16 protein-coding genes and 1 pseudogene are annotated in these 25,116 nt (G+C 43.8%); 3 read left to right on the top strand and 14 right to left on the bottom strand.

All coding sequences use genetic code 11. The annotated features are described in order from the left end of the window. Positions 1-59: 59 nt before the first annotated feature. The 12 genes and pseudogenes from ACTNDS_RS08825 to ACTNDS_RS08770 all read right to left on the bottom strand — a co-directional run bounded on the left by ACTNDS_RS08825 (position 60) and on the right by ACTNDS_RS08770 (position 19,357). Positions 60-845: a reverse transcriptase domain-containing protein gene (locus ACTNDS_RS08825; RefSeq protein WP_441035110.1), complete on the bottom strand. Its 786-nt coding sequence runs from the start codon at positions 843-845 to the stop codon at positions 60-62. 723 nt (positions 846-1,568) lie between these two features. Further along, positions 1,569-2,465, bottom strand: a complete 897-nt coding sequence (locus tag ACTNDS_RS08820) for an alpha/beta hydrolase (RefSeq protein ID WP_441035108.1) — start codon at positions 2,463-2,465, stop codon at positions 1,569-1,571. 85 nt (positions 2,466-2,550) lie between these two features. Further along, on the bottom strand, positions 2,551-3,777 hold the full coding sequence (locus ACTNDS_RS08815) for a response regulator transcription factor (RefSeq protein ID WP_441035106.1): 1,227 nt from the start codon (positions 3,775-3,777) through the stop codon (positions 2,551-2,553). After that, positions 3,752-5,269 carry a sensor histidine kinase gene (locus tag ACTNDS_RS08810; RefSeq protein ID WP_441035104.1) on the bottom strand — a complete coding sequence of 506 codons (1,518 nt, stop codon included), beginning with the start codon at positions 5,267-5,269 and terminating at the stop codon, positions 3,752-3,754. The genes ACTNDS_RS08815 and ACTNDS_RS08810 overlap by 26 nt, the downstream gene beginning before the upstream one ends. Then, the gene (locus tag ACTNDS_RS08805) at positions 5,266-6,258 is read right to left on the bottom strand and encodes a sugar ABC transporter substrate-binding protein (RefSeq protein WP_441035102.1); all 993 of its coding nucleotides are present in this window, start codon (positions 6,256-6,258) and stop codon (positions 5,266-5,268) included. Before ACTNDS_RS08805 ends, ACTNDS_RS08810 begins: the two co-directional genes overlap by 4 nt. Before the next feature lie 155 nt (positions 6,259-6,413). Further along, positions 6,414-7,409 carry an ABC transporter permease subunit gene (locus ACTNDS_RS08800; protein WP_441035100.1) on the bottom strand — a complete coding sequence of 332 codons (996 nt, stop codon included), beginning with the start codon at positions 7,407-7,409 and terminating at the stop codon, positions 6,414-6,416. Then, on the bottom strand, positions 7,406-8,956 hold the full coding sequence (locus ACTNDS_RS08795; protein ID WP_441035098.1) for a sugar ABC transporter ATP-binding protein: 1,551 nt from the start codon (positions 8,954-8,956) through the stop codon (positions 7,406-7,408). Before ACTNDS_RS08795 ends, ACTNDS_RS08800 begins: the two co-directional genes overlap by 4 nt. A gap of 92 nt (positions 8,957-9,048) precedes the next feature. Next, positions 9,049-10,146, bottom strand: coding sequence for a substrate-binding domain-containing protein (locus ACTNDS_RS08790; RefSeq protein WP_308782291.1), 1,098 nt, complete (start codon positions 10,144-10,146; stop codon positions 9,049-9,051). Positions 10,147-11,158: 1,012 nt separating this feature from the next. After that, positions 11,159-11,614, bottom strand: a pseudogene (locus ACTNDS_RS08785) (IS66 family transposase); the annotation flags it as partial. Positions 11,615-11,917: 303 nt separating this feature from the next. Further along, positions 11,918-14,320 (bottom strand): leucine--tRNA ligase, encoded by a 2,403-nt coding sequence (gene leuS, locus ACTNDS_RS08780; RefSeq protein WP_173743004.1) that lies wholly within the window; start codon positions 14,318-14,320, stop codon positions 11,918-11,920. A gap of 130 nt (positions 14,321-14,450) precedes the next feature. Continuing rightward, entirely contained in the window at positions 14,451-17,105 is a 2,655-nt protein-coding gene (locus tag ACTNDS_RS08775) for a hypothetical protein (RefSeq protein WP_441035096.1), read from the bottom strand. A gap of 161 nt (positions 17,106-17,266) precedes the next feature. Then, on the bottom strand, positions 17,267-19,357 hold the full coding sequence (locus tag ACTNDS_RS08770; protein ID WP_441035095.1) for an elongation factor G: 2,091 nt from the start codon (positions 19,355-19,357) through the stop codon (positions 17,267-17,269). Between the two features lie 426 nt (positions 19,358-19,783). On the opposite strand from ACTNDS_RS08770, the gene ACTNDS_RS08765 reads away from it, so the two are divergent. Together ACTNDS_RS08765 and aroA are read left to right on the top strand one after the other, a co-directional pair. Next, on the top strand, positions 19,784-20,875 hold the full coding sequence (locus ACTNDS_RS08765; protein WP_441035093.1) for a prephenate dehydrogenase/arogenate dehydrogenase family protein: 1,092 nt from the start codon (positions 19,784-19,786) through the stop codon (positions 20,873-20,875). Between the two features lie 9 nt (positions 20,876-20,884). Continuing rightward, positions 20,885-22,162 carry a 3-phosphoshikimate 1-carboxyvinyltransferase gene (gene aroA, locus ACTNDS_RS08760; RefSeq protein WP_441035091.1) on the top strand — a complete coding sequence of 426 codons (1,278 nt, stop codon included), beginning with the start codon at positions 20,885-20,887 and terminating at the stop codon, positions 22,160-22,162. Between the two features lie 90 nt (positions 22,163-22,252). Here aroA and ACTNDS_RS08755 read toward each other — a convergent pair whose 3' ends face one another. Beyond that, a complete protein-coding gene (locus tag ACTNDS_RS08755; protein WP_019161362.1) occupies positions 22,253-22,516 on the bottom strand; it encodes a barstar family protein in 264 nt (87 codons plus the stop codon). A gap of 189 nt (positions 22,517-22,705) precedes the next feature. Here ACTNDS_RS08755 and ACTNDS_RS08750 point away from each other — a divergent pair, with 189 nt between their 5' ends. Further along, on the top strand, positions 22,706-23,695 hold the full coding sequence (locus tag ACTNDS_RS08750) for a 2-hydroxyacid dehydrogenase (RefSeq protein ID WP_433844193.1): 990 nt from the start codon (positions 22,706-22,708) through the stop codon (positions 23,693-23,695). 116 nt (positions 23,696-23,811) lie between these two features. On the opposite strand, the gene ACTNDS_RS08745 is transcribed toward ACTNDS_RS08750, so the two are convergent. Continuing rightward, on the bottom strand, positions 23,812-25,107 hold the full coding sequence (locus ACTNDS_RS08745) for a CapA family protein (protein WP_441035089.1): 1,296 nt from the start codon (positions 25,105-25,107) through the stop codon (positions 23,812-23,814). Positions 25,108-25,116 lie beyond the last annotated feature (9 nt).

Below are 25,116 nucleotides of genomic sequence, written 5' to 3'. Positions count from 1 at the left end.
TGGCGGTTCCGATGGGCCTGCCATCATCATTCACACAGCATGGCTATACTTGTTTGGCTTCATGCCACAAGTCCTCGCCTTCGTGGCGCACAATCATCTGCATAGACTACCGCTCCACTAAATCCCTTCAGCAACGGCTGTATCTTTTCCTTGAACCACCATAACAGAACATAATGCATGTAGATATTTGCGATTATTGGTGAGCATACACTCCCCTGTCCAGAACCGCTTTCTTCTACTTCATAGTTATAGTCCTTCATGATTCCTGCTCTCAGCATACGCCGCATCAGTCTGGTTATATTAGCATCTTTTATCCTTGATTCTACAAATTTGATTATCCATTCATGGTCCAGATTGTCAAAGAATCCTTTTATATCCGCATCCAATATATAGTTCGTATTATTGTTCTCTATCATTGTGTTTAGGAGTTTGAGCGCCTTATGACAGCTACGGTTTGGGCGGAATCCCATCATTTCATCATAGAAGTGTGGCTCATATACTGCCTCCAGGATTCTGTGCAGAGCCTCCTGCACAAGTTTATCTTCGTAACAATGTATACTCAATGGACGGGTTTTCCCATTTGGTTTAGGTATTTCCACCCTTCTGGCAGGCTTGGGTTTGTAGGAACGATTCTTAAGTCTTTCTACAAGTTTCTCTATATTTTCTTCCAGGTGTTTCCCGTATTCTTCTTTTGTTATCCCATCTATTCCTGTCGCCTTATCCTTCTGCATCGTTTCATGACACTTTTTCAGCATTTCTTTATTGATCAGGTGTCCAATAGATGTAAATACCATGTTTGGATTTTCTTCTGATAGCTGTGATATTCTCTCCAGTTTCGTTTCCATTATTCTTCTACCTCTGTGTGCAGATAATGTTTCCTTTTCGATATGATTCCGTATGCCAATGCTGTGAGGAACAGCATCTTTTCGCCTTCCCTCCACTATTTATTTTGTTCATAGCTTCATTGGTACTATGCGGGCATCCGACTACCTGTCATTCTTTTGCCTTTCTCCCTTTTCAGTTGTTAGACATACCCATGTTATACTTACACAGGAAACAACAGGTTCTCCCTCAGTTGACAACTTCACCAGTGTATAACATGATGAGGTCTATGACACCGTAGGAATGTGTGAAATCTCACCATAGCGATAAACCCACATGTTGCCTTCCCAGAGACCCACTTGGTCAGCTTCCTAGATTAAGGGATTTTAGTGCTCAATACTCACCCTGTTACCTCGCTGTCTACGCTTCATGATTCCAGTTACCCAGAGCCATGCAAGACTCACTAACGAATGAGGTGGTTATTCTCTTTTCGTGCAGGATTTCCGCCTGCTCGGTGAAGTGCCCTTTACTGGGCGCACGGGTCTGACCCCCATGCCCCCCAATGTGCACACAGTCTGCCCCGATATGTAACATCCACCACCCAGATCAAAGAAGACCTGCATAAAAAGGACGTATGAATTATTTTATTTCATCTCCCCACACTGCAAAACACTCCCAAAAGGATCTTGTCATAAATCTCAGATTCTTTTTGGAAGCGTATTTTTTCACATCTTTATATCTGTTTATTAGTTATTTTTCATCATTCTTCTGAAGAAATCACATTCCTCATCATTGCATTTCTGTCCTTCCGGCTCCTGAATGGTCACATGGAATACATGATACAGTGGATTTTCCTCTGTTCCATAAGTCTTGAACTCATAGTAAACCCCATTTTTCTTTAATGCAGCCTCCAGAAGGGGTGCCTGTGGACGGCAGAAATCTCCTACACAGGTCATCAGATAAACCGGTGGAAAATTTTCTGTTACATGATCCGTTACATTGACAAGGGCACGTTCCTTTGCAGAACCTTTTTCCGGAAGGAAATCCTCCATAAGCTCCTGATCCTGCTCGCCTCCAAGAACACCTTCCTTACTGAAGGGATTGTAAGCGCCACAGTTCAGGGCTACTGCCTGGGGAACAAATCCATCTGGCACTTTGAACGTATAATTGACAGCATACTCCGGGTTCGTGCAGATGGCGCTGTAAAGGCCACAGAGATGTCCGCCTGCAGAATCGCCTACCATAAATACGTGGTTCATATCAAGGCCATATTCTTCCTGGTTCTCATACATCCAGTTGATCACATTATTGGTATCCTCAAGAGGTGCCGGGAATTTTACTTCCGGTGCTAAACGGTAGGTGAAATTCACAACTGCAAAACCACGCTGTGCAAGAGTCATCCCATAAAACTGATACAGCTCTTTATCACCGTATACCCATCCACCGCCATGTACACTCACGATAACCGGGATTTTTCCCTGTGCATTCTTTGGACGGTATACATCCAGTTTGTTTTCCACCGGATCCGGGCCATACTGAATATCATCAAAACGCTGGATATCATCCGGTGTTGTCAGCCCTGCATCTCTTTTTGCATCATTGATCTTCCATTCTCTTCTCATTGTATCGCTTGCCTGTGACATAGTTTTTCATCCTTTCTGCTCTAAAGTATATTGGCAATCTATGTAAAAATATGCTTTTACACGAGTTTTCACGTTCATACTATTTCTACTCTTCCTGACTTTTCCGATATTCACTGATTGTCATTCCTGTAATCCTTTTAAATACCTTGCAAAAATAAGTCAAATTTACATATCCGCATTTCTCGGATATTTCATTTAGTGTCAGATCCGTCTGGATACAAAGCCTTTTTGCCTCCTGCATACGCACACCTGACAGATATTCCACAAAAGTCGTTCCCGTTCTTTCCCGGAAAATATGGCTTAAATAGTAGGAGCTGATTCCCACATTCTGGGCACAGTCCATAAGGGAAATATCCTTCCGAAACCAGATGTCAATATAACGTTTGGTCTCATCCACATAATCCTGTATTTTATCTGAACTCTCTTTAGGAATGCTTCCTTCTTCCCTGCAGTTGATCTGCAGCATTTGAACACTGTCCCTGTAGGAATCTGACATTTTTTCAAAAGAGTCATACACATTTCCAGTTCCATAAAGGTACTCTACTTTTGTCCTTTCCTTCAGGCACTCTGCCACAAGGGATGCAAGATCATTGCTCCATTCCCTTCTTTTTTCCTTTTCCACTTCCTCCTGGACAAAAAACATCACCACAATTCCCTTTGAGGTAATGGTTGCAAGAAAATCACAGAAACCAGTCAGGCATTTCTCCAGTTCATTATTTAATTCCTTTTTGCTGAGGTCTGTTTTGGTCTGGGGAAGAAATGTAGCAATACAGCCGCCGAAAAATTGAATATTGTTGATATTGCAGTATGCATCAAATTCCTTATTGTCGCAGTTATCAGAAAATACCGACATAAGAATCTCACTGCCAAGTACGGAATTCACCACTCCCAAGGCAGATTCAATTCCATCCTGGCGCAGATTTATCTTTTTCTCCTCTTCCACAGTCCTGCAAAGCTTCCCGATCACTTCCAGTTTTTCTTCCCGTTTGGAAGGCTTTACAAGATAACCGTCTGTTTTCAGATCAAGCGCCTTTTTTATGTAACCAAAATCACTGTATGCTGTACTGATAATAAAATGAGTGGAACATTTTTTGTGCTGTAACAGTTCAATGACCTCAATTCCCGAAAGTCCCGGCATGCGGATATCCACAATTGCCATATCCGGTTTATAGGCTTCCAGCATTTCTTTCAGTTTAATCCCGTTTTCTGCCATTCCTACAATTTCGATATCCGGAAATTCTTTTTTCAGAAAAAGCTCTGTACTTTTCAAAACCACCGGCTCATCATCAGCGATTACCATTGTATATTTCATTGTCATCATCACCTCCTGGTAGAGAAATAAATATTTTCAACCCCGGATCCATATTATAAAATTCAAATTTCAGGTCATTATGATAATACAGACTTAATCTGCGGTAAATATTCCGGATACCGATATGATTGCCGGAGGATTTATTTTCCTGAAAATCTTCATAGATACTTCTGATCTGTTCCTCAGTCATTCCCACACCGTTATCCTGTACCTCCAGACATACGCAGTTCCCCTGTGGATATATCCTGATCCATACATGGCCGTTCTCAAGCATCATAGCAATCCCATGCTGAATGGCATTTTCCACCATTGGCTGAAGGATCATACAGGGCATTTTATAATCCAGGCACCGCTCATCAATTTCAAAGGTGTACTGGTATCGACCACCATAACGGCATTCCTGAATCGCCACATAGTCTTTCAAATTTTCCACTTCTTTTTCCAATGGAACGGTTTTGCTGATATTATCCAGATTATACCGTAAAAAGGCTGCTGTCGTTTCCATAAGTTCTGCACACTGATCTGCATTCTCGATCCTTGCAAGGGAAGAAATCATATTTAAAGTATTAAACAAAAAATGAGGATTTACCCTGGACTGCAGAAAGTCCAGATGACTTCTTTGCAATTCACTGAACATTTTCAGATTTTTGATTTCCATTTCTGCAAGGCGCTCTTTGATATCTGCATTTTCTTCAATTTCCCGCATCTGTTTCTGGATAATGCTGGTCATTTTGTTAAAAGCAGCTGCAAATTCTTCAAACTCATCATTGCTTTCAATCTGAATGGGCTCTGCACTTAGCACATTATCCTGAATGGATTCCACACCCTTTTGCATGGTTGCAATAGATCTTGAAACCTCCATAATAACCCTGGTCAGATACAGACCAATGCATATAAGAGTACACACGATCATACCGATCTGCAGCCGCAATATATTTCGTTGAAGAGCATTCAGCCTGTTTTCCAACTGACTTAATTTATTCAGTTTTACCGAATATGCTTTCTGAAAACGAAGGATAACGTAAGAATAAATCTCCTGAAGCTCATTGTAGCTGTTTTCCAGTTTTTCAAATCCCGTCTGCTTATCGCTTTCAAAATATCTCCGCAAGGCATCTGTCAGAAAATCAGATTTTCCAAGAAAGCTTTCCACTGTACAGTATGCATCTGTTACCTCCCTGACAAAGCTTTTCTCCTGAAGCTCCTTCACTATTTTTAAATACTGTTCAGCACTCTTCCTGTCCTGCTCATAATTTTCGGTTCCTTCTTCTAACAGATACAGGTATGCCATGTTTATGTCGCCATTTAAGACTTCTACGCTATTTTCCAGATTGTTTATGGAAATCATTTCACCGATAGCATTGTCATACTGACCTGACACATAGTTGTTACATATAACAGCGACCATAAGAAGAATTACTGAAAAAACTGCTACGATGACATAGCCTACAATATATTTTTTCCCAACTGAGTTAAGGAAACGCGCCTTTTTCATTGTGTTCTTCCTCCGCTGTTCCATTTTTGGGCATATTCTAGTTCTGCATCGGAAAGAATGCTGTGGTAATTTTCCACTGTCAGCCACTGTGTATCTGTATAAACCGTTTCTGAGCTGTATTCTCCATTCCGGATAAAATTTGCAATTTCTTCTACTACCTGTTCTCCCATCATATTGGTATCCTGTTTGATAATTCCATCTATCGCCCCGCTTATTACACCGTAAAAAGCATCAAATCCAAGAATATGTTCGTACTGATCGTCCCTCTGTTTAAGCTGGGAACTGATTGTCACTCCTCCCGTTCCCTCCAAAAAGACAATGGTATCTGCGCCTTCTGTATTCTGGTAGTACATTTTCATAACTGTAAGCCCGTCATAATTGTCATACTGTACATCCCCAAGATGGATTTTGGGATAATCCTTGACCGCGTCCTGAAGTCCTTCCAGTCTTTCCTCCAGATTGGAAAATCCCGGTTCACCGGAAATCAACGCAACATTGGCTTCTCCATCTGTTACGTTTATCAGTTCTTCTCCCAGCATTTTCCCTGCTTCATAATTATCTGTTCCGATATACAGATGCTCCGGAAAACTTTTAATATCTGTATCCACACAGATAATCTGAATTCCCTCACTCCACGCCTCTTTTAATGTATCAATGTATTCTTCATCCTCATTTCCCTGTACCACCAGCACATCTACCTTAGCCGCAATCTGCTGCTTCAAAAGCTCCACCATCTGAGGAATATTGTAGTTCAGCTGAGGCTTGAGTATTTTGATATCCATCCCGCAGCTCTTCTTCAGTTTCTCCCCGGATTGTTCGATTCCTTCTTCAATCAGCATCCAGTATCCATCATCGAAATGAGGCAGGATCACAGTCACCCTGGTTATATCTGTTCCGGCAACCGGTATACCTGCCTTACAGCCTCCAAGCACGCAGCATAAAACCAGAAGCGTAAGTATTCCTGCCACCGATTTCTTTTTTTCAGGCATAGTCAGTCTCCTTTATTTCCTTAGAATGTGTCCATTATCTCACTTTTCATTCTTTTAGACAATTACCCAGATCACGTTTTCGTCTTTTACGTTTTTTCCAAACGCAACTATCCGGTATCCTGCTAGCAGAATCCCGGATAGTCTGATACATTTTTTTATTTGTCTGAACCGTATTTTCTCATATCAAGTGCAACTGCTACGATGATGATAAGTCCTTTTGCAATGTTCTGCCAGTAGGAGCTTAAACCTACAAATGTAAGACCATAGCTGATAACACTGAAAATAATAACTCCCAGGAAAGCTCCCGGTACATTACCAATACCACCTGTGAAGGAAGCACCACCGATGATACAGCTTGCGATGGCATCCATTTCATAACCTTCTGCATATGTTGCATTGGCACTTCCGGTACGTGCTGCAAGCATACATCCTGCAAGAGCTGCAAGGGCTCCGGATAAGATATAAACAAACATATCGATTTTGAATACGTTGATACCTGCTACTTTTGCAGCCTCACGGTTACCACCTGTAGCATAGATGTTTTTACCTAATGTTGTCATGTTCAGGATAATGTAAACAGCAATCATAACTACAAAGGCAACAATAATCAGATAGTTAACTCCAGCAACAGAACCTGTACCAAATTTTGTAAAGGATTCTTTAAATCCTGCAAGAGGCTGTGAGTTGTTCGGTGCTTTTTTCATGAACAACAGGTTTCCACCGTAAATGATCAGCTGAAGTCCAAGACCAGCAAGGAAAGCCGGTACCTTTAATTTTGAAATGATAAGACCTGTGATCACTCCGGAGATAATACCAATGATAATGGAAGCAACGATTGGTACGATCAATGGCATTTCCGGCAGTGACGGCCAGAATTTAATGTAATAAGTGGACTGCTGCGCAAGTGTTCCGGATACAACGGCACCAAGACCTGCAAGTCGTCCTACGGTCATATCCATACCACCGGCAATGATTACAACCAGCATACCCACAGCAAGAAGCATTTTCGGGGCACTCTGTGTCAATACATCACTTAATACACGAACGGAAATAAATGACGGCGAAATTATCGCAATGATCACGATCATCAGTAACAGACAGATATAAAGAATATTATCCATCAGGATTTTTGACATATTTTTTGATTTCATTTCTTATCCTCCCCATTGGCTTCATATGTACTTGCCAGCAACATGATCTTCTCATCTGTTACTTCAGATTTATCCAGGATACCGGACTTATGTCCTTCACACATTACCATGATCCGATCAGACATACCCATAAGTTCCGGCATCTCTGAACTGATCATAATTACACATTTGCCCTTTTGTGCCATTTCTTCCATTAATTCATAAATTTCATATTTTGCTCCTACGTCAATTCCTCGTGTAGGCTCATCCAGGATCAGGATATCCGGCTCACTTAAAAGCCAGCGTCCAAGAAGTACTTTCTGCTGATTACCACCGGAAAGGGTTTTGATGGCAGTTTTCAGGCTTGGAGTTTTTGTAGAAAGCATATCTACATATTTCTGTGCATCCTGGTTTCTCTTTGCCTTATCAATAAAAGGAAGCCCTGCTTTGTGATACCGTTTTGGATTTACATTCTGCTCTACAACAAGAGTATTATCTGTAATGGATCCAGGTCCGATAATACCTGTTTTTCTTCGATCCTCTGTAAGCAGTGCCATACCGTTTTTAATGGCATCGATGGGCTGTCTGTTGTGGATTTCTTTTCCCTCAATAGTAATCTTTCCGGAAGAAATTCCATGTAATCCAAATAAAGCCTCCATCAGCTCGCTTCGCTGGGAACCTACAAGTCCGCCGATTCCGAAAATCTCACCTTTCTTTACAGAAAAGCTTACATCCTTAAAGGAGTGAGGATTTGTGCTTGTAAAGTTTTCAACTTTCAGATACTCTGCTCCTGGTGTATGCTTTTTCGGTGGAAAACGATCTGTCATCTCACGTCCAACCATTTTATTTACAATAGTATCTGTTGTCATTTCACTTGCAGGCCATGTACCAACATTTTGTCCATCACGCATAATTGTGATGTCATCTGAAATCTGAAGGATTTCATCAATTTTATGGGAAATATAAATAATTGCTACGTTTTCGTTTTTTAGCTGATCGATAATACGGAACAAAATCGCTGTTTCAGTCTCTGTAAGAGAGGATGTAGGTTCATCCATAATAACGATCTTTGCACCAATGGATACAGAACGTGCAATCTCGATCAGCTGACAGTAGGATGTGGAAAGCTCTGCAACTTTCTGCTTTGGATTGATGTCCAGTCCCAGTTTCTTAAATACTTCTTCCGTTTCTTTTATCAGTCTTTCTTTATCTACCCAACGTACCCCTGCCACATTTTTGTAAGGGATCCTGCCAAGGAAAATATTTTCTGCCACTGTCTGCGGTCTTACAGGATGCAGTTCCTGGTGGATCATTGCAATTCCCTGATCCATGGCGTTTCTTGGGCTGGTAATACTTACCTGCTTTCCATTTATGGAAATATTTCCCTCATCCGGGGAATAGATTCCATAAATACATTTCATCAGCGTAGATTTGCCAGCTCCGTTTTCTCCCATCAGTGCATGCACAGTTCCGGGACGGACTCTTAAGGAAACCTGATCCAGTGCTTTTACACCAGGAAAGGTTTTCGTAAGATTTACGGCTTCCAGCACGTATTCGGAATTACTCATAGCTTATTCTCTCCTGTTCTGCTCTTGGCAATAATAAAAAGGGACGCTTTACAGTCCCTCTTTATGCAGCCTTGCGGCCAAACTTTTGTTATTTAGAATGAAGTGTCTGTAATGTCGTAGCTTGCATCATCTAAATTGTCAGCTGTGATAGAAATATAGTCGATCATGATTCTATGTCCGTCAACCTTTACACCATCCATTCCAATAGACTCAGTGGTAACTTCCTCACCGTTCTCTAACAGATACATCAGTTTATAAATGGATTTTGCAAGTTTTACAGGGTTGTTGAGGCTGGTCTCAAGAAGAGTTCCGTTTTTGATTGCTTCACATCCGGCAGCTGTAGCATCAACACCAACAACCGGAATTGTGTTCTCATCGCTTGTGAAATATCCATGAGCCTGAAGTGCTGCGATTGCTCCAAGTGCCTCATCATCGTTATCTGCGATGATACAGTCAATGTCATCACCAAAGCTTGCAATAAGTGCCTCTACATTTTCCTGCGCTTCAGATCGGGAGAAGTTGCAAAGTACACCGTTGATGGAATCTCCACCTTTAACGCCTGTTACATCATCACCACCGATGCAGCTTCCAAGCTCGTATCCTGCACCCTCAATTGTTGCAAGGCTGTAAGAAGAACGGTTGATGGTATCACTGAATGTCTGAATACCCTGAAGGAGAATGTAATCAACTTTTCCATTTCCGTTTCTGTCCCAATTCTCATGAGTATTGAAGTAATCAACGATTGCATTACCCATGTTCTCACCGGACTGAGTGGATACGGAAGATACATACCACAGATTCTCGTTGTCTGCAAATGCGTCATCAGATGGGCTCGTTGTGTTTGCAAAAATACCAACTACGCCTTCTTCTTTCATCTGTTTTGCAATATCATCTGTTGCTGTCATATTGATGTTATTCAGGATCAGATATTTAACGCCCTGTGTGTAGAAGTTGTTTACGTTATTTCCCTGAGTATTGATATCGTTTTCGCTGTCAGCGTCTGTGATGGAAATTGTTCCATCTGCTGCTGCGATTCCGTTTAAGCACTGGCGGGCATTTGCGATAAAAGTATCTGCGAAATTGTACCATACAACACCCGCTGTTGCACTTCCATCAGCCAATACAGGTGTTGCAAACATGGATGTTGCCACTGCAGCTGCAGCCAGAACGCTAATTACTTTTTTCTTCATTTTTTCTTCCTCCATTTAAAAAAAACGTTATCCCGGAAAGCCTTTTCTTTTATTTGCTTTCCCCTTGTTGATAATACCAGTATAGCATGGCCGCCCTTTAGAAAAAATTCAAGATATTTGCAGTTCTACCAAAAAATGTTGCGAATTTGCTGTACAGGCGCAAAAAAAAATTGCACTTTTTTGTTATCCGCAAAATAGTGCAGCTTTTTCTTTAACGACTTTTTCCCCCAGAAAATAATCCCTTATTCCCCTTTTTCCTTGAAATCTCTGTGGCAAACTGTTACTATATTATTACAAAATTCGTGTTTTTCAGTGATCTTTTGGTCATATTTTAGGGATGAGGAGTTTTGATGAATTTATTCAAAGTCAGCATTATTTTGCCGGTGTATAACGTGGAAAAATACTTAATCCTCATCTTTTTACCCCCGTTTTCTTATTTTGGGGTTCTTATTCCAAGTGAATACTTCGTCATCCGAATACAGTTTTCTATGCCTTCTCTTACTTGCTCATCATCCTGAATATTCCGAATTTCGATTGGAGTGCAAACAATTTGATTGCGGTCTACTTTCGTTGGTGTATTTGCTCCATATGCATTTACCGTATAGTTACATAGGTCTTTGCAACCAACAATAGTTACACAAACATACATCATAGTCAAACGTCCCAATTTTTGATACATTTGCAATGTTCCCTGTATCAATTTCTTGAGTTCGTCCAAGAAGTCAACGTATATGTTTAACTTCCGCAAGCGACGGGGGCTTCAAAGCGTAGAGTATCGCTTACTTGTAAGAAGAGTCTACTGAAAAGTAGATTCTTCTTTTTTAGAAAGGACAACTCGTTATGAAAGCTGATTCGCTAGTTTCAGCAAATCCCTAAGTCCATCCCTCTAAGATAAGCCTGTTTACTTTTCGATGATTTGCAGCTATTCTTCCTCACGCCGCCGCCACCGGTATACGTCCAGTGGGCGTAGACGGTGGTATTTGCATGGAATACGGTACCAGTACGTAATGCATAATCCGATATCCGCCCATTCTTTTTCCTGGCAGTATAACGGGATCCCAAGTTCAAATTTCTGGTGGATCAGCCAGACGATCGTAGATGCAGACACCAGGGAATGCATGACCGGTGCTGCGGGGGCGGGAGCTTTTTCCATATATGGCATGCCTTTTTTCCGGCATGTCCTGCATTCGTATGTTTCACGGTAATGGTCGATTACTTTTTGTCCGGTATATTTCTTTTTTCGGAGATGTTTTTCAACTGCAACAAGATCTGGTTCTTTTGTGTAGGAATCTGCATTGTTTTCAATCTCCTCAAAAAGAGACATCTGCCCCTCAACGGAAAGGGACGATGCCTTCTCAGATCTTGTGCCATATAACTTACGGGTCAGGAAATCAACCTGTTCCTTCAGGAGCAGTATCTGCTGTTCGAGGTCTTTGATATGATCTTTGTATGACAAGGGTAATCCCAACTGCCTGGAACAGAAAGGTGATCACCGTAGAGATGCCAACCCTGATAAGCTCACTGTAGCTTGCAAAACGCCATACACTGTTGTACAAACGCAGCATCCAGAACACGAAAACAGAAAATACCGTATACCATGGTGTAAACTTCAGATAGGCAGACAGATATTCTCCGCGGGTACGGCTGTCAAGACATTTTATATGACATTTTTTTCGACAAAAAAGGAGCTGCTTTTTTACGGCAGCTCCCTTTTGATTCAGATATCCGGGAATCATATGGTTCCCAGAGCATCAGATATTCTGTTTTTGTCTTATTTCGCAACAAAGTTCACGATCTTGTTCGGCACGTAAATCTCTTTGATCAGGTTCTTGCCTTCCAGGAAGGAGGCAATTCTTTCATCTGCTTTGGCAATCTCGAAGGCTTTTTCCTTTTCGCAGCCATTAGGGATTACGATGGTGCCTCTTACCTTACCGTTGACCTGTACACCGATTTCAATGGTCTTGGCAATAGTTTTGCCTTCATCGTATTCCGGCCATGGTGCTACTGCCAGCAGGCCTTCTCCACCGATGAACTCCCAGATTTCCTCACAGATATGAGGTGCAAATGGGCTAAGCAGTTTGATGAAGATAGCCAGGTCGTCCTTACTTAAGTGTCCCTCTGCTGTGATCTCGTTGATCAGGGTCATAAGGCTGGCGATGGCTGTGTTGAATTTCAGGTTCTCAATATCTCCGGAAACCTTTTTGATGGTGCGGTGAAGCTTCATTTCAAGCTCATCGGATACGGATTCTTCGCTGAGGATATCTGTCAGTCCTGCCACACGGTCCAGGAATTTCTTGCATCCCTTTACAGAGCTTTCGCTCCACGGAGTAGCTGCACCGTAATCACCCATGAACAGTACATAGGTACGGAGAGTATCTGCACCGTATTCCTCTACAATATCCAGCGGATCTACTACGTTGCCCTTGGATTTACTCATCTTGTCACCGTCCGGTCCCAGGATCAGTCCCTGAATGGAACGTTTTGCATATGGTTCCGGTGTGTTCACTACACCCAGATCATACAGGAAATGATGCCAGAATCTGGAATAGATCATATGTCTGGTAACATGCTCCATACCACCGTTGTACCAGTCTACAGGCATCCAGTATTTCAGTTTGTCCATATCTGCCAGTGCATTTGTATTGTGGGGATCTGTATATCTCAGGAAATACCAGGAGGATCCTGCCCACTGAGGCATGGTGTCTGTTTCTCGTTTTGCTGCAGCGCCGCATTTCGGACAGGTGCAGTTTACGAAAGAGTCAATCTTTGCAAGTGGAGACTGTCCGTCTTCCCCTGGCTCAAAGTCCTTAACATCCGGCAGACGCAGAGGCAGTTCCTTTTCCGGAACTGCTACAACACCACAGTTCGGGCAATGGATCAGCGGAATCGGCTCACCCCAGTATCTCTGACGGTTGAATGCCCAGTCTTTCATCTTGTACTGAACACCTGCTTTACCGATGCCTTTCTTTTCCAGTTCTTCCAGCATACGCTCAATGGAGTCTTTTTTCTTTGTATATCCGTTGAGGAAATCGGAGTTTACCATCTCGCCGTCTCCTGTGTAGGCTTCTTTGGAGATGTCTCCGCCTTTGATTACTTCAATAATATCAATGCCGAATTTCTTGGCAAAATCATAGTCACGCTGGTCATGGGCAGGTACTGCCATAATAGCGCCTGTGCCATATCCCATCATTACATAATCTGCAATGTAGATTGGGATTTTCTTGCCGTTTACAGGGTTGATACCCTCAAGTCCCTGGATCCTTACTCCTGTTTTTTCTTTTACAAGCTGGGTTCTCTCGAACTCTGTCTTCTTGGCACACTCATTACGATATGCAGTGATCTCATCCATGTTTCCAACTTTGTCTGCATATTTATCAATGATCGGATGCTCCGGTGCGATTACCATGAAGGTAACACCGAACAGGGTGTCCGGTCTGGTTGTGTAGATTTCCAGTTTCTCATCGATTCCGTCTACATCAAAGTTGACAAAAGCACCTTTGGATTTGCCGATCCAGTGAACCTGCTGCTGTTTTACGTTCTCCGGATAGTCTACGTGATCCAGACCTTCCAGAAGCTTATCTGCATACTGGGTAATTCTCAGATACCATACATCCTTGGACTTCTGAACTACATCGCTGTGGCAGATATCACATTTGCCGCCCTGGCTGTCCTCATTGGAAAGGACTACCTTACAGTGTGGGCAGTAGTTTACCAGTGTTCTGTCACGGAATACCAGACCTTTTTCGAACATTTTCAGGAAGATCCACTGTGTCCATTTGTAATAATCCTCGTCTGTAGTATCAATCACGCGGTTCCAGTCAAAGGAGAATCCTACTCTCTTTAACTGGTTGGAGAATCTCTTAATGTTCTCATCTGTGATGATACGTGGATGTGTGCCTGTCTTTACTGCGTAGTTCTCTGTAGGAAGACCGAATGCATCAAATCCGATGGGGAAAAGTACATTGTATCCCTCCATACGACGTTTTCTGGAAATAACCTCCAGACTGGAATATGCTTTAATATGTCCTACGTGCATTCCTGCACCACTTGGATATGGAAACTCTACTAAACCGTAGAATTTAGGTTTGTCGCTGTTGTCCTTGGCTTCAAAGACTTTGGCTTCTTCCCATTTTGCCTGCCACTTGGGCTCGATCTTTTTAAACAGGTATTTCATTTTATATTTCCTCCAACATACTATGATCACTGCCCAATAGAAGCACAGCAACCATTCATTACCTATAAAAACTCATTTTATTTTAATTCATGACAGAGCGTTTGTCAATGTAAGTCCTTCCCGATTCCTACTATTTTATTACAATTCTCCTGATCCGGGACCAGCGGGTGAAATTCTTGACGTAGCCCTTTGTATAGGCGTGGCCGGTAAGGTAATAGGTTCCCGGGCGTACCTTTTCAAAGGTGATGGTGCTCTTTGTCTGGTTTTTTACTACGTAGCTGTAACTGCCTACTCCTGTATAGGCTCCTTTGTCATTTTTATATACCTGTTTGGAGAGTACCCAGTCTGTGCCTGTGGCACCCTTGGGCAGCTTAAAGCTTACTGTTGTGTTTCTTGTTTTTCCCTGACCGGAGGTTTTTACTGATTTTACAGTCGGTGCCTGGGCTGCTGCCCCTGTCTTTATGGTAACCTTCTGTAAGGGTGCCCATTTGCTCAGAACCTTGGTGGTGGAAAATTCTGACTGATAAGTATAACTGTGTACACCAATATACCAGGTGCCTGCAGGCAGTCCCTTCAGGACCAGCTGACTGCTGTCTCCGGAATATCTGGTCTGTACCTTTACATAATCTATCGGTTCCCCTTCTTTTTCGCTTCTGGCTGCAACCACATCATAGCCATCCACCTTCTGAGGATTTGTCAGTGTTAGTCTGACATCACATTTTTTCACCTGTGTTTTTGCGATTTTAGGGGGTTCAGGCGTTACTGCCTTTACTTCAATGGCCGTGCCTTCTGACCATGGGCCGTATTCCGGCTGTCCTTCCACAGTTCTGTAAGCCCTACAGTACAGAAGATGGCTGCCTGCAGGCAGATATTTCAGATTTACGGTACCCTCTGCCATTTGGGCTGCAGGTACTGTCATCCGGGCTGTATAATTCTCTTTTTCCAGATCCTCTGATGTGGCAGCTGTCACAAGTTCATATCCTTCTGCCTCATTGGAAAAATCCCTCAGGCTGACCTGCACATAGTTGGTGATCACCTTAACCCAAGAAAGATCAAAGACCGGTCTGTTCAGCGCCTGATAAGCATCTACCTGTACCTGGATCTGCAGGGTGGTATCCATTTCCGTGTTATTTTCCCCGTCTTCCAGATCCAGATGACCGGTTACCGTAAACTTCTGAGCTTCTTTATTTTGGGGATCATAATCACATCCGTCCACATCCCAGATGATTCCTGCCGGAAAGGTTGTTTTCTCACCATTCTTCTCTGCTCCATAGACTACGGTCTGTGCAGGCAGGTGAAGAGCCTCTGCTGTTTTGGCCACACCGTTGGTAATTCCTGTCACAGGCTCCACCGAAGCAGTCAGTCCCTGATAAGTACGGGTACCTACCCGGAAAGAGCTGTAAAGATTTTCTGTTGTCTTCTCTCCTGCTGCAGTTCTGGCAGTAACTGTGACCTGGAAGGAATGCTCTCCCGCTGCCAGTCCCTTTTGAGGCAAAATCCGCAGTTCTGTGCTCTCTCCGGGAGCCAGACGGGTATTACCGGAAAGGGTTACACTGCATCCCTGGCTGCGGTTGAAGGTCAGATCCAGATCCTTGTCTGACACATTTTTCAGAGTATAGATTTTGGCCTCCGGCAAAGTTTTGTAGCCCCACTGTAGCTCAGGAAAGGCAGCTGTGTCATTTTCTGTAATTTCCAGATTTTTCTTCTCTACAGGATTCAGCTCTCTGTTCATGGTAACATGTACCGGATATCTGCTGCCGTCATCTGCCAGGAAATCAAAGGTTTCATCAAAGGTTCCGTATTCCTCCCCTGGCAATATATAGAACTGGAGGCTTTCCCCTGGCTTCAACAGTCTCTGCACATCCTGTTCTTCAAAATCCTCTGAATTCCTTGCGCTCTGGCCGTCAACTGTAAAATGCTCCAGACCTGAAGCATCCACGCTGATCCTGGTTTCCTTTTTGCCGGAATTTCTCACAGAAACATATTTTTCCACACGGAATTCCGGATCATAGAAATCATCCTCTGTAAAACATATCTCCGGATGATCTACTGTCAGATCATATTCCTTCTCAGAGGAGGCTCCCAGGATCACCTTCAGGGTTACCTGGCAGGAAGCGCCCTCCTTTGTGGTAAAGGTAAGATTCTCCTCATATTTTCCTGCAGTCAGGTTTTTCTTCAGTTCTGCCTTCAGTGTCACATAGGCTCCTGTGGGGATCTCCGTATCCTCATCCCCATATGCATAGGAAAGATCAAAATACCGGCTCTCCGGAAGCTTCCCCACATGGAGTGCTTCTGTGCCCGTATTCTGAAGGGAAAAATCCCGATTAATCTGCTGTCCCTCTGCATAGATTCCCAGGTCGATCTGAGAATTCTCTGAGGTCAGTCTGTATCTCTCTTCCGGCCGTTCTGCCTCAATGATCGTCAGGTCCAGATCACAGGCTGCTCTTCCTGTGTTGTTATCTGCCTGTACTGTAAAGTGAAAGTAACCATCCTTTTGAGGAACTCCGCAGAGCAGGCCTGTCTGAAACAAAGTCAGGCCCGGGGGAAGCTGGCTGTCGGAAGCCAGGCTCCACCTCACATCCGAATCCGCCTGCAGCTGTACCTTATATTCTTTTCCCACCTGTCCATAATCCAGTATGGAAGTCAGGATTCCGGGAATACTCTCTGTGCCATCCCCAAAGGATTCCCCTGCAGAAAAGACATCTGCGCCCCAGGCTGTGTAGGGTGTGGTGACAGTCATTGCAGCTGCCAGTATCAGGGCAGCCAGTTTTCTATTATTTTTCATACTAATTTTCCTGCTTTCTGAGATTAATATGAGTCCAGTATATCGTTTATCCCGCCATTGTCAATCAGGACAGGGGATTTTTACAAAAAAAAGCAGAACTACCTCTATATCTGAGATAGTTCTGTCTGTTTTCTTCTTAATTCATAGGTATATAAATTCTATTATTCGTCTGCTTTGTCAACCTTGCTTGCTCTTGCCTCGATTTCCTTTGCCTGGATATCAGAAGGAGCCTGCTCATAGCGTGCAAATTCATAGGAAAATTCTCCGCTTCCGCCTGTCATGGAACGCAGGTCTGTGGAGTATCCGTAGATCTCCAGCTGAGGTACATCTGCCTCAATAATAGTATTACCCTGATGATCAGGATTCATACCCAGTACACGGCCGCGGCGTTTGTTCAGGTCACCCATAACATCACCTGTATATTTATCCGGAACTGTAACCTTCATGGATACGATTGGCTCCAGAAGTACAGGGGATGCATCCATAAAGCCCTTCTTGAAGGCCAGGATCGTTGCCATCTTGAATGCCATCTCTGAGGAGTCTACCGGATGATAGGATCCGTCATAAAGAGTAGCCTTCACACCAACTACAGGATATGCAGCCAGAGGTCCCTTTAATACGCATTCCTGCAGACCCTTCTCAACTGCAGGGAAGTAGTTCTTCGGCACTGCACCGCCTACAACTACCTGCTCAAATACATAAGGATTCTCCAGATCACCGGATGGCTCAAAGCGCATCTTTACATGACCATACTGTCCATGTCCGCCGGACTGTTTCTTATGCTTGCCTTCCACATCGGAATTCTTGCGGATGGTCTCACGGAACGGAACCTTCGGTTTGCTCAGCTCTACATCTACTTTGTAGCGCTCTTTCAGTTTATTCATTGCAATATCCAGATGCTGATCGCCAATACCATAGATCAGACTCTGGCGGTTTGCACTGTCATTTACTACACGGAGAGTCTTGTCCTCACTCATCATCTTAGCCAGTGCCTGGGAAATCTTATCCTCGTCTCCCTTCTTCACTGCCTTAAATCTCTTGCAGGTATATGGGACGGAGATCTGTGCCTTTGGATACATGATCGGTGTAGCTTTGGTTGCAAGGCTGTCTCCGGTCTGTACACTGTTTAATTTGGCAATGGCACCGATATCACCGGCATGAAGCTCAGGTACTTCAATAGGCTTGGAGCCTTCCAGTACATACAGCTTGTTCAGACGTTCTTCTTCGCCCTTCTCTACATTTAACAAGGTATCATCTGATTTGATAACACCGGAGCATACCTTGATCAGAGAATATTTTCCAAGGAACGGATCTGCGATTGTTTTCCATACATATGCAGATTTTGTTTTTGCAAAGTCATAATTTGCCTCGAAGATCTCATTTGTCTTCACTGCAATACCATTGCAGGAACGCTTGTCCGGACTTGGGAAATATCCACAGATATCATCCAGCAGATTGGATACGCCGCGGAGATTAATAGGTGATCCCATGCATACAGGTACAATAGCAGCTTCCTGTACATTGGTAGCCAGTGCTGCGGAAACCTCTGTCACAGAGAAGGTATCTCCCTCAAAGTAACGATCCATAAATTCCTCGCTGGTCTCAGCTACAGATTCCATAAGAATCTCATGATATTTCTCCAGATATTCATTCAGATATTCAGGAATCGGGCATTCTTCCTTACCTGCCTTATCAATGAATCTACGTCCTGCCTGTTTTACTACATTAACATAACCTACGAATTTACCATCCTCACGGATCGGGAAATGGATAGGTGCGATCTTCTTTCCATAGAGTTCTGTCAGCTGCTCTACTACCTTACGGTAGCTGACATCATCTACGTCCATATCTGTAACGAAGATCATACGCGGAAGTTTATATTTCTCACATAATTCCCATGCCTTCTGGGTTCCCACCTGTACGCCTGTCTTGCCGGAGACTACGATCACAGCTGCGTCTGCCGCACTTACCGCTTCCTCTACCTCTCCTACAAAGTCAAAGTATCCGGGAGTATCCAGTACATTGACCTTCACCTTATCCCATGGTACCGGGATCAATGTTGTGGAAATGGAAAAATGTCTCTTTATCTCTTCTTTGTCAAAATCGCTGACAGTATTGCCGTCCTCAACTCTGCCAAGCCTGCTGGTCATTCCTGCCAGATACGCCATTGCTTCAGCCAGTGTAGTCTTGCCTGCACCCCCATGCCCTAAAAGAACTACATTTCTGATTCGGTCAGTTCTAAATACATCCATGTTGTAATACCTCCCTGTTTGTCTGATATGCGCTGCTGTTGTGGGAGCTTTTCTCTGTTTGAGCCCCGAAATAGTCAGATTGTTCATCTTTTTCATTTCTGTCTCAGCAACTATATGTTTATATATTACTAAATTTATTTGTAATTTTCAAGCATTTTATGTAATTTTAACAATATTTTTTATTATGTTCCAAAATACTATCTGGCATTTTTATCATCTGGTTTTTTCACCATTCAGAGAGGCTTTTATTTACTGTATTGCTTTAAATTATTTATGTGCAAAAGTATTGCTGCTGATTGACTTTTTTTCCTATCTATCTTAAAATATATGCAGACTGTTTCTGTATAAGTCATACAGAATGACAATTGCTGCACACCCTGTGTACGCAACTGATAAATTGCTATTTGAAAGGATACAGAGAAACTTATGAAAACCATCGGTTTTATCGGACTTGGTCTCATCGGCGGTTCCATCGTCAAAACCATCCGAAAATACCATAGCGATTACAGGATCCTGGCTTACGATCAGGACCGGGAGACACTTGCCTCAGCAGTAAGCTCCAATATGATCGACGCTGTATGCGAGGAACATGATGAACGTTTTGCAGGCTGCGATTATATTTTCCTGTGTGCCCCTGTGGAATTTAATGTCCAGTATCTGGAATATTTCAAGGAGCACCTGGGTCCCAATACCATTCTCACAGATGTGGGCAGTGTAAAGGGCATCATCCATAAGGAGGTAGAACGTCTGGGTATGGAATCCTGCTTTATCGGCGGACATCCCATGGCCGGCTCTGAAAAAACCGGCTTTGAATCCTCCAGCGACAGACTTCTGGAAAACGCTTATTATATCATCACACCGGGAGGAGAGATTCCTCTGGACCGTCTGACAGACTTTACAGAGCTGATTTCTTCCCTGGGTGCCATTCCCATGGTACTGACCAGTGAGGAACACGATTTTATCACCGCAGGTGTAAGCCACCTGCCTCATATCATTGCTTCTGCCCTTGTAAATCTGGTAAGCATGCTGGACAGTGACCAGGAATATATGAAGACCATCGCAGCCGGAGGTTTCCGGGATATTACCCGTATTGCCTCCTCTTCCCCTATCATGTGGGAGCAGATCTGCGTGGAAAATAATAAGAATATTTCCAATGTGCTGGATGACTATATCCGTCTTCTGATCCAGATCCGCTGCTTTGTGGATAACAAGGATTCCCAGAGCCTGTACCAGATGTTTGCAAGCTCCAGGGATTACAGAGATTCTATTGATGTAGTGGACAGCGGTCTCCTGAAGAAAGCCTATGTGCTCTATCTGGATATTGCAGATGAGGCCGGAGGGATTGCCACAATCGCCACTATCCTGGCTCTGGAGAAGATCAGTATCAAGAATATCGGCATTATCCATAACCGGGAATTTGAGGAAGGTGTCTTAAAAATCGAATTCTATGACGGATCCTCCATGGAAAAGGGAGCCGCTCTCCTTAAAAAGCGAAACTATATTGTATACGAACGGTAGGTAACATAAATGGAAATCAAAAAACAGACAAGGCTGAGAGGGGAACTGACTGTACCGGGAGACAAATCCATCTCCCACCGGGCAGTTATGTTTGGCTCTCTTGCCCAGGGAACTACCAGGATCACACATTTTCTGGAGGGTGCAGACTGTCTCTCCACCATCTCCTGTTTCCGCAAAATGGGCGTAGACATTGAGCGCAATGCTTCTGAGATTCTGGTTCACGGCAAGGGTCTGCACGGTCTAAGTGCGCCCTCAGAAATTCTGGATGTAGGCAACAGCGGTACCACCACCCGGCTGATCTCCGGCATTCTGGCAGGCCAGTCTTTTACCAGTGAGTTAAACGGTGACGCCTCCATCCAGTCCCGCCCTATGAAGAGGATCATGACTCCCCTTCAGTCTATGGGGGCAGATATTGTCAGTATAAAAGGAAATGGATGTGCACCTTTGCGTATTACAGGAAAGTCTCTCCAGGCTGTACACTACCAGTCACCGGTTGCTTCTGCCCAGGTGAAGTCCTGCGTACTTCTGGCAGGTATGTATGCAGATGGAATCACCAGGGTAACAGAGCCCGTACTTTCCAGAAATCACACGGAGATCATGTTGAATTATCTGGGGGCCAAAGTTACTTCACAGGGTACTACCGCCTCCATTGAGCCGGAACCTTTGTTAAAGGCCAGGGAAATCCAGGTGCCTGGAGATATTTCCTCTGCTGCCTATTTTATTGCAGCAGGGCTTCTCACCCCGGACAGTCAGATCCTTCTCCGGAATGTAGGGATCAATCCTACCAGAGACGGAATCCTGAAGGTGTGCAGGGCCATGGGTGCAGATATCACCCTTCTGAATATTAATGAGGAGGGAGAGCCGGTGGCAGACCTGCTGATCCGTTCCAGTCAGCTTCACGGTACAACAGTGGAGGGCTCTATTATCCCCACGCTCATCGATGAGATCCCTATGATTGCTGTAATGGCTGCTTTTGCAGAGGGTACCACTGTGATCCGCGATGCTGCAGAGCTGAAGGTAAAGGAGTCTGACCGTATTGCAGTCGTCACCGAAGGGCTCCGCCGTATGGGTGCAGATATCCAGCCAACAGAGGACGGTATGATCATCCACGGAGGCAAACCGCTCCAGGGTGCCAAGATCAATTCCTATCTAGATCACAGAATTGCCATGTCTTTTGCTGTGGCAGGAACTATCTGTGACGGAACCATGGATATTGTAAAGGGAGACTGCGTGAATATTTCTTATCCGGAATTTTACAAGGATCTGTATTCTCTTGGAGAATGCTGATCTGCTGCAAAAAAAGGATTGCTGATCCACAATGGACCGGCAATCCTTTTTGACTTTGTCTATGTATTTTTATCTATTTTATGTGCCTGTTTATTCTATACAGGTGATCTCCAGATAATCACTGTCATCTGCCGCATCTCCCATGACCTCAGACATACGTTCCATAGCATCCAGCAGCTCATCATCTGTTACCCCGGACATATCCATGGTGATCTTTGTATCATCACTTACGGCTGTCAGTGCATCATAAAGGGTATTGATATTCTCTGCATCCAGTCCAATCTCATCCCTCAGATATTCCAGAATCTCCTGTGCACTATCAAATTCGCTTCCATTCACATATACTTCCTGCATAATTACCTCCACATTACGTATGATGTATCTTTTTTAATACTTGATAATTTTTATCCTGTTTCCTCTTTTCATACTGTCTGAAATAGTATATAATTATCATGTCAGGGGCAGACTTTTATTACTGTCCTGATGTTCACGGTGAGTATATCACACCATTATCTATTTTTCCAGAGAGGAGCGAATATTTTTATGAAAATTTTGTTTTACGGCACAAAAAACTACGACGAAGAATTTTTCGAAAAACTTCTTCCCTCTTTCCCGGGAATCACAATCAAATTTACAGAAGCAAATATCCATGAGGAAACTGCTTCCCTTGCCAAGGGCTATGAAGCAATCTGTGCTTTTGTAAATGCAGACCTGGGTACTGAAATCATTGAGGAACTCCATAACCAGGGTGTTAAATTAATCCTTATGCGCTGTGCAGGCTACAACAACGTAGATCTGGAAACAGCCCATAAATATGGTATAAAGGTGCTCCGTGTCCCGGGATATTCTCCGGAGGCAGTTGCTGAGCATGCCATGGCTCTGGCTCTCACAGCCAACCGTCACACTCACAAGGCATATATCAAATGCCGCGAGAATAATTTTGCATTAAGCGGTCTGATGGGTGTAAACTTCTACGGCAAAACCGCCGGCATCATCGGAACCGGAAAAATCGGTCAGGCTATGGCAAGAATCTGCAGAGGCTTTGGTATGAAGGTTATCGCTTATGATCTTTTCCCAAATCCAAACCTGGATTGCGTGGAATATGTATCTTTGGACGAACTGCTGGCTCAGAGTGACCTGATCAGTCTTCACTGCCCGCTTACCAAGGAAACCAGACATCTGATCAATGCAGAGACCATCGAAAAAATGAAGGATGGTGTGATCCTTGTCAATACCTCCAGAGGTGGTCTGATCCGCACAGATGACCTGATCGCAGGCATCCGCGAGCATAAATTCTTTGCGGTAGGTCTGGACGTATACGAGGAGGAAACAGATTTCGTATTTGAGGATATGTCCGAAATGATCCTGCCAAGCTCTATCACCCAGAGACTGCTCTCCTTCCCAAATGTAGTTATGACTTCCCATCAGGGCTTCTTTACCAGAGAGGCGCTGACCAATATTGCAGAGACTACTATGGAAAATGCCAGAGCTTACATGAACGGCGAGGAACTGAAAAACGAAGTACTGTCATAAGTTCCAGACCGGACAGGAAGATCTGTCATAAACATTCTTTGAATATCCCACAAAAAAGCTCCGTAAAGATACTTCCTTGTATCTGTTACGGAGCTTTTTATTATGAATTTCTGTTCTTATTCTGCTGTATTTTCATCCTCAGAGGAAGCAACGGATACAGTATCTGTACTCCTGGTTTCTGCTGTAAAGGTAGTTCCCTCAGCAGTGGAAATTTCAGCAGTTCGCTCATTGATCTTTGAGAGGATCCTGTCAGCCTCATCCCCCTCTTCCGGAGTGGGCTGATAATTGTTGTAGCCCTCATAGGCTGCAGAGGAAATGGAGCAGGGAATGATATTGGTCACATTGTCCGTCTTTACTCCATTCTGGTCAATGGTGAAGGTCTGCTGGTAGATCATGGTGTCCATATCACTGGGGGCGCTGTTTCCACCGAAGCAGAAATTGCCCAGGCTGTACACAATATTTTTCCCCTTGTAGGTCTCAATTCCCTGAAGAACATGGGGATGATGTCCGCATACCAGATCTGCGCCCTCATCTATAGCCAGACGGCCCAGAGTTGTCTGATTGCTGTCAGGACAGGTCTCTTTCTCATTTCCCCAATGGAAGATCACTACGGTCAGCTGGGCGCCCTCAGCCTTTACTTTGGCAATATTATCTTTCAGCTGCTGTTCTCTCTCCAGGTGATCCTTCAGTTCATATATTCCCACCAGTCCCACTTTCACACCTTTTACATCCATAACAGCAGTTTTATCATAGCCAAAATTTACGATCCCTGCAGCATCCAGCGCTGCAATGGTATCCTCATAGCCCTGATCACCATAATCGTGGCTGTGGTTATTGGCTGTGGTAACTGCTTCCACTGAACCTGATGTGAGAATTGAGGTAAACTCTGCCGGGCCTTTAAAGGCAAAGGTTTTGTCCTCCCTGGCATCTGATTCTGTGAGAGTGCCCTCAAAATTGGCAATGGTCAGATCGTCAGCTGCAAAAATGCTCTTTACATTCTGCAGAAAATAGGCAGCTCCATTATTTTCGTAGTATGCATTTAAGCTGGTGCTGTAATCAAAGGTCTCATCTGTTCCCAGGGTACAGTCGCCTACCACACTCAGCGTAAGAGTCACAGGTGCAGACATTGTAACTGTATTCTCCGCTTCTTTTGTATCTGTGCTGTCAGAAGCTGAATCCTGGGTTGCTTTCATGGAAATCACATTATCTGAGGCTGCTTTTTTTGCATGACGGTAATTACCACATCCTTTGATTCCTGCCAGGATTAATATAAAGACAAAAACAAATATCCCAACCCCTGCTGCCAGATACAGTTTCTGGCAGGACTTCTGGTAATATCTGGATTTTCTCAGAAGCTTTCTTTTTCTTGAAGCTGCTGATCTTCCCCTTATAGGTTTCTTTTGTATAGACATATACTTTCT

The organism is Blautia sp. HCP3S3_C12 (assembly GCF_052064155.1).
Taxonomy (GTDB): domain Bacteria; phylum Bacillota; class Clostridia; order Lachnospirales; family Lachnospiraceae; genus Blautia_A.
The sequence above is the reverse complement of the archived record's forward strand: the minus strand, read 5'-3'. Positions and strand labels throughout refer to the sequence as shown.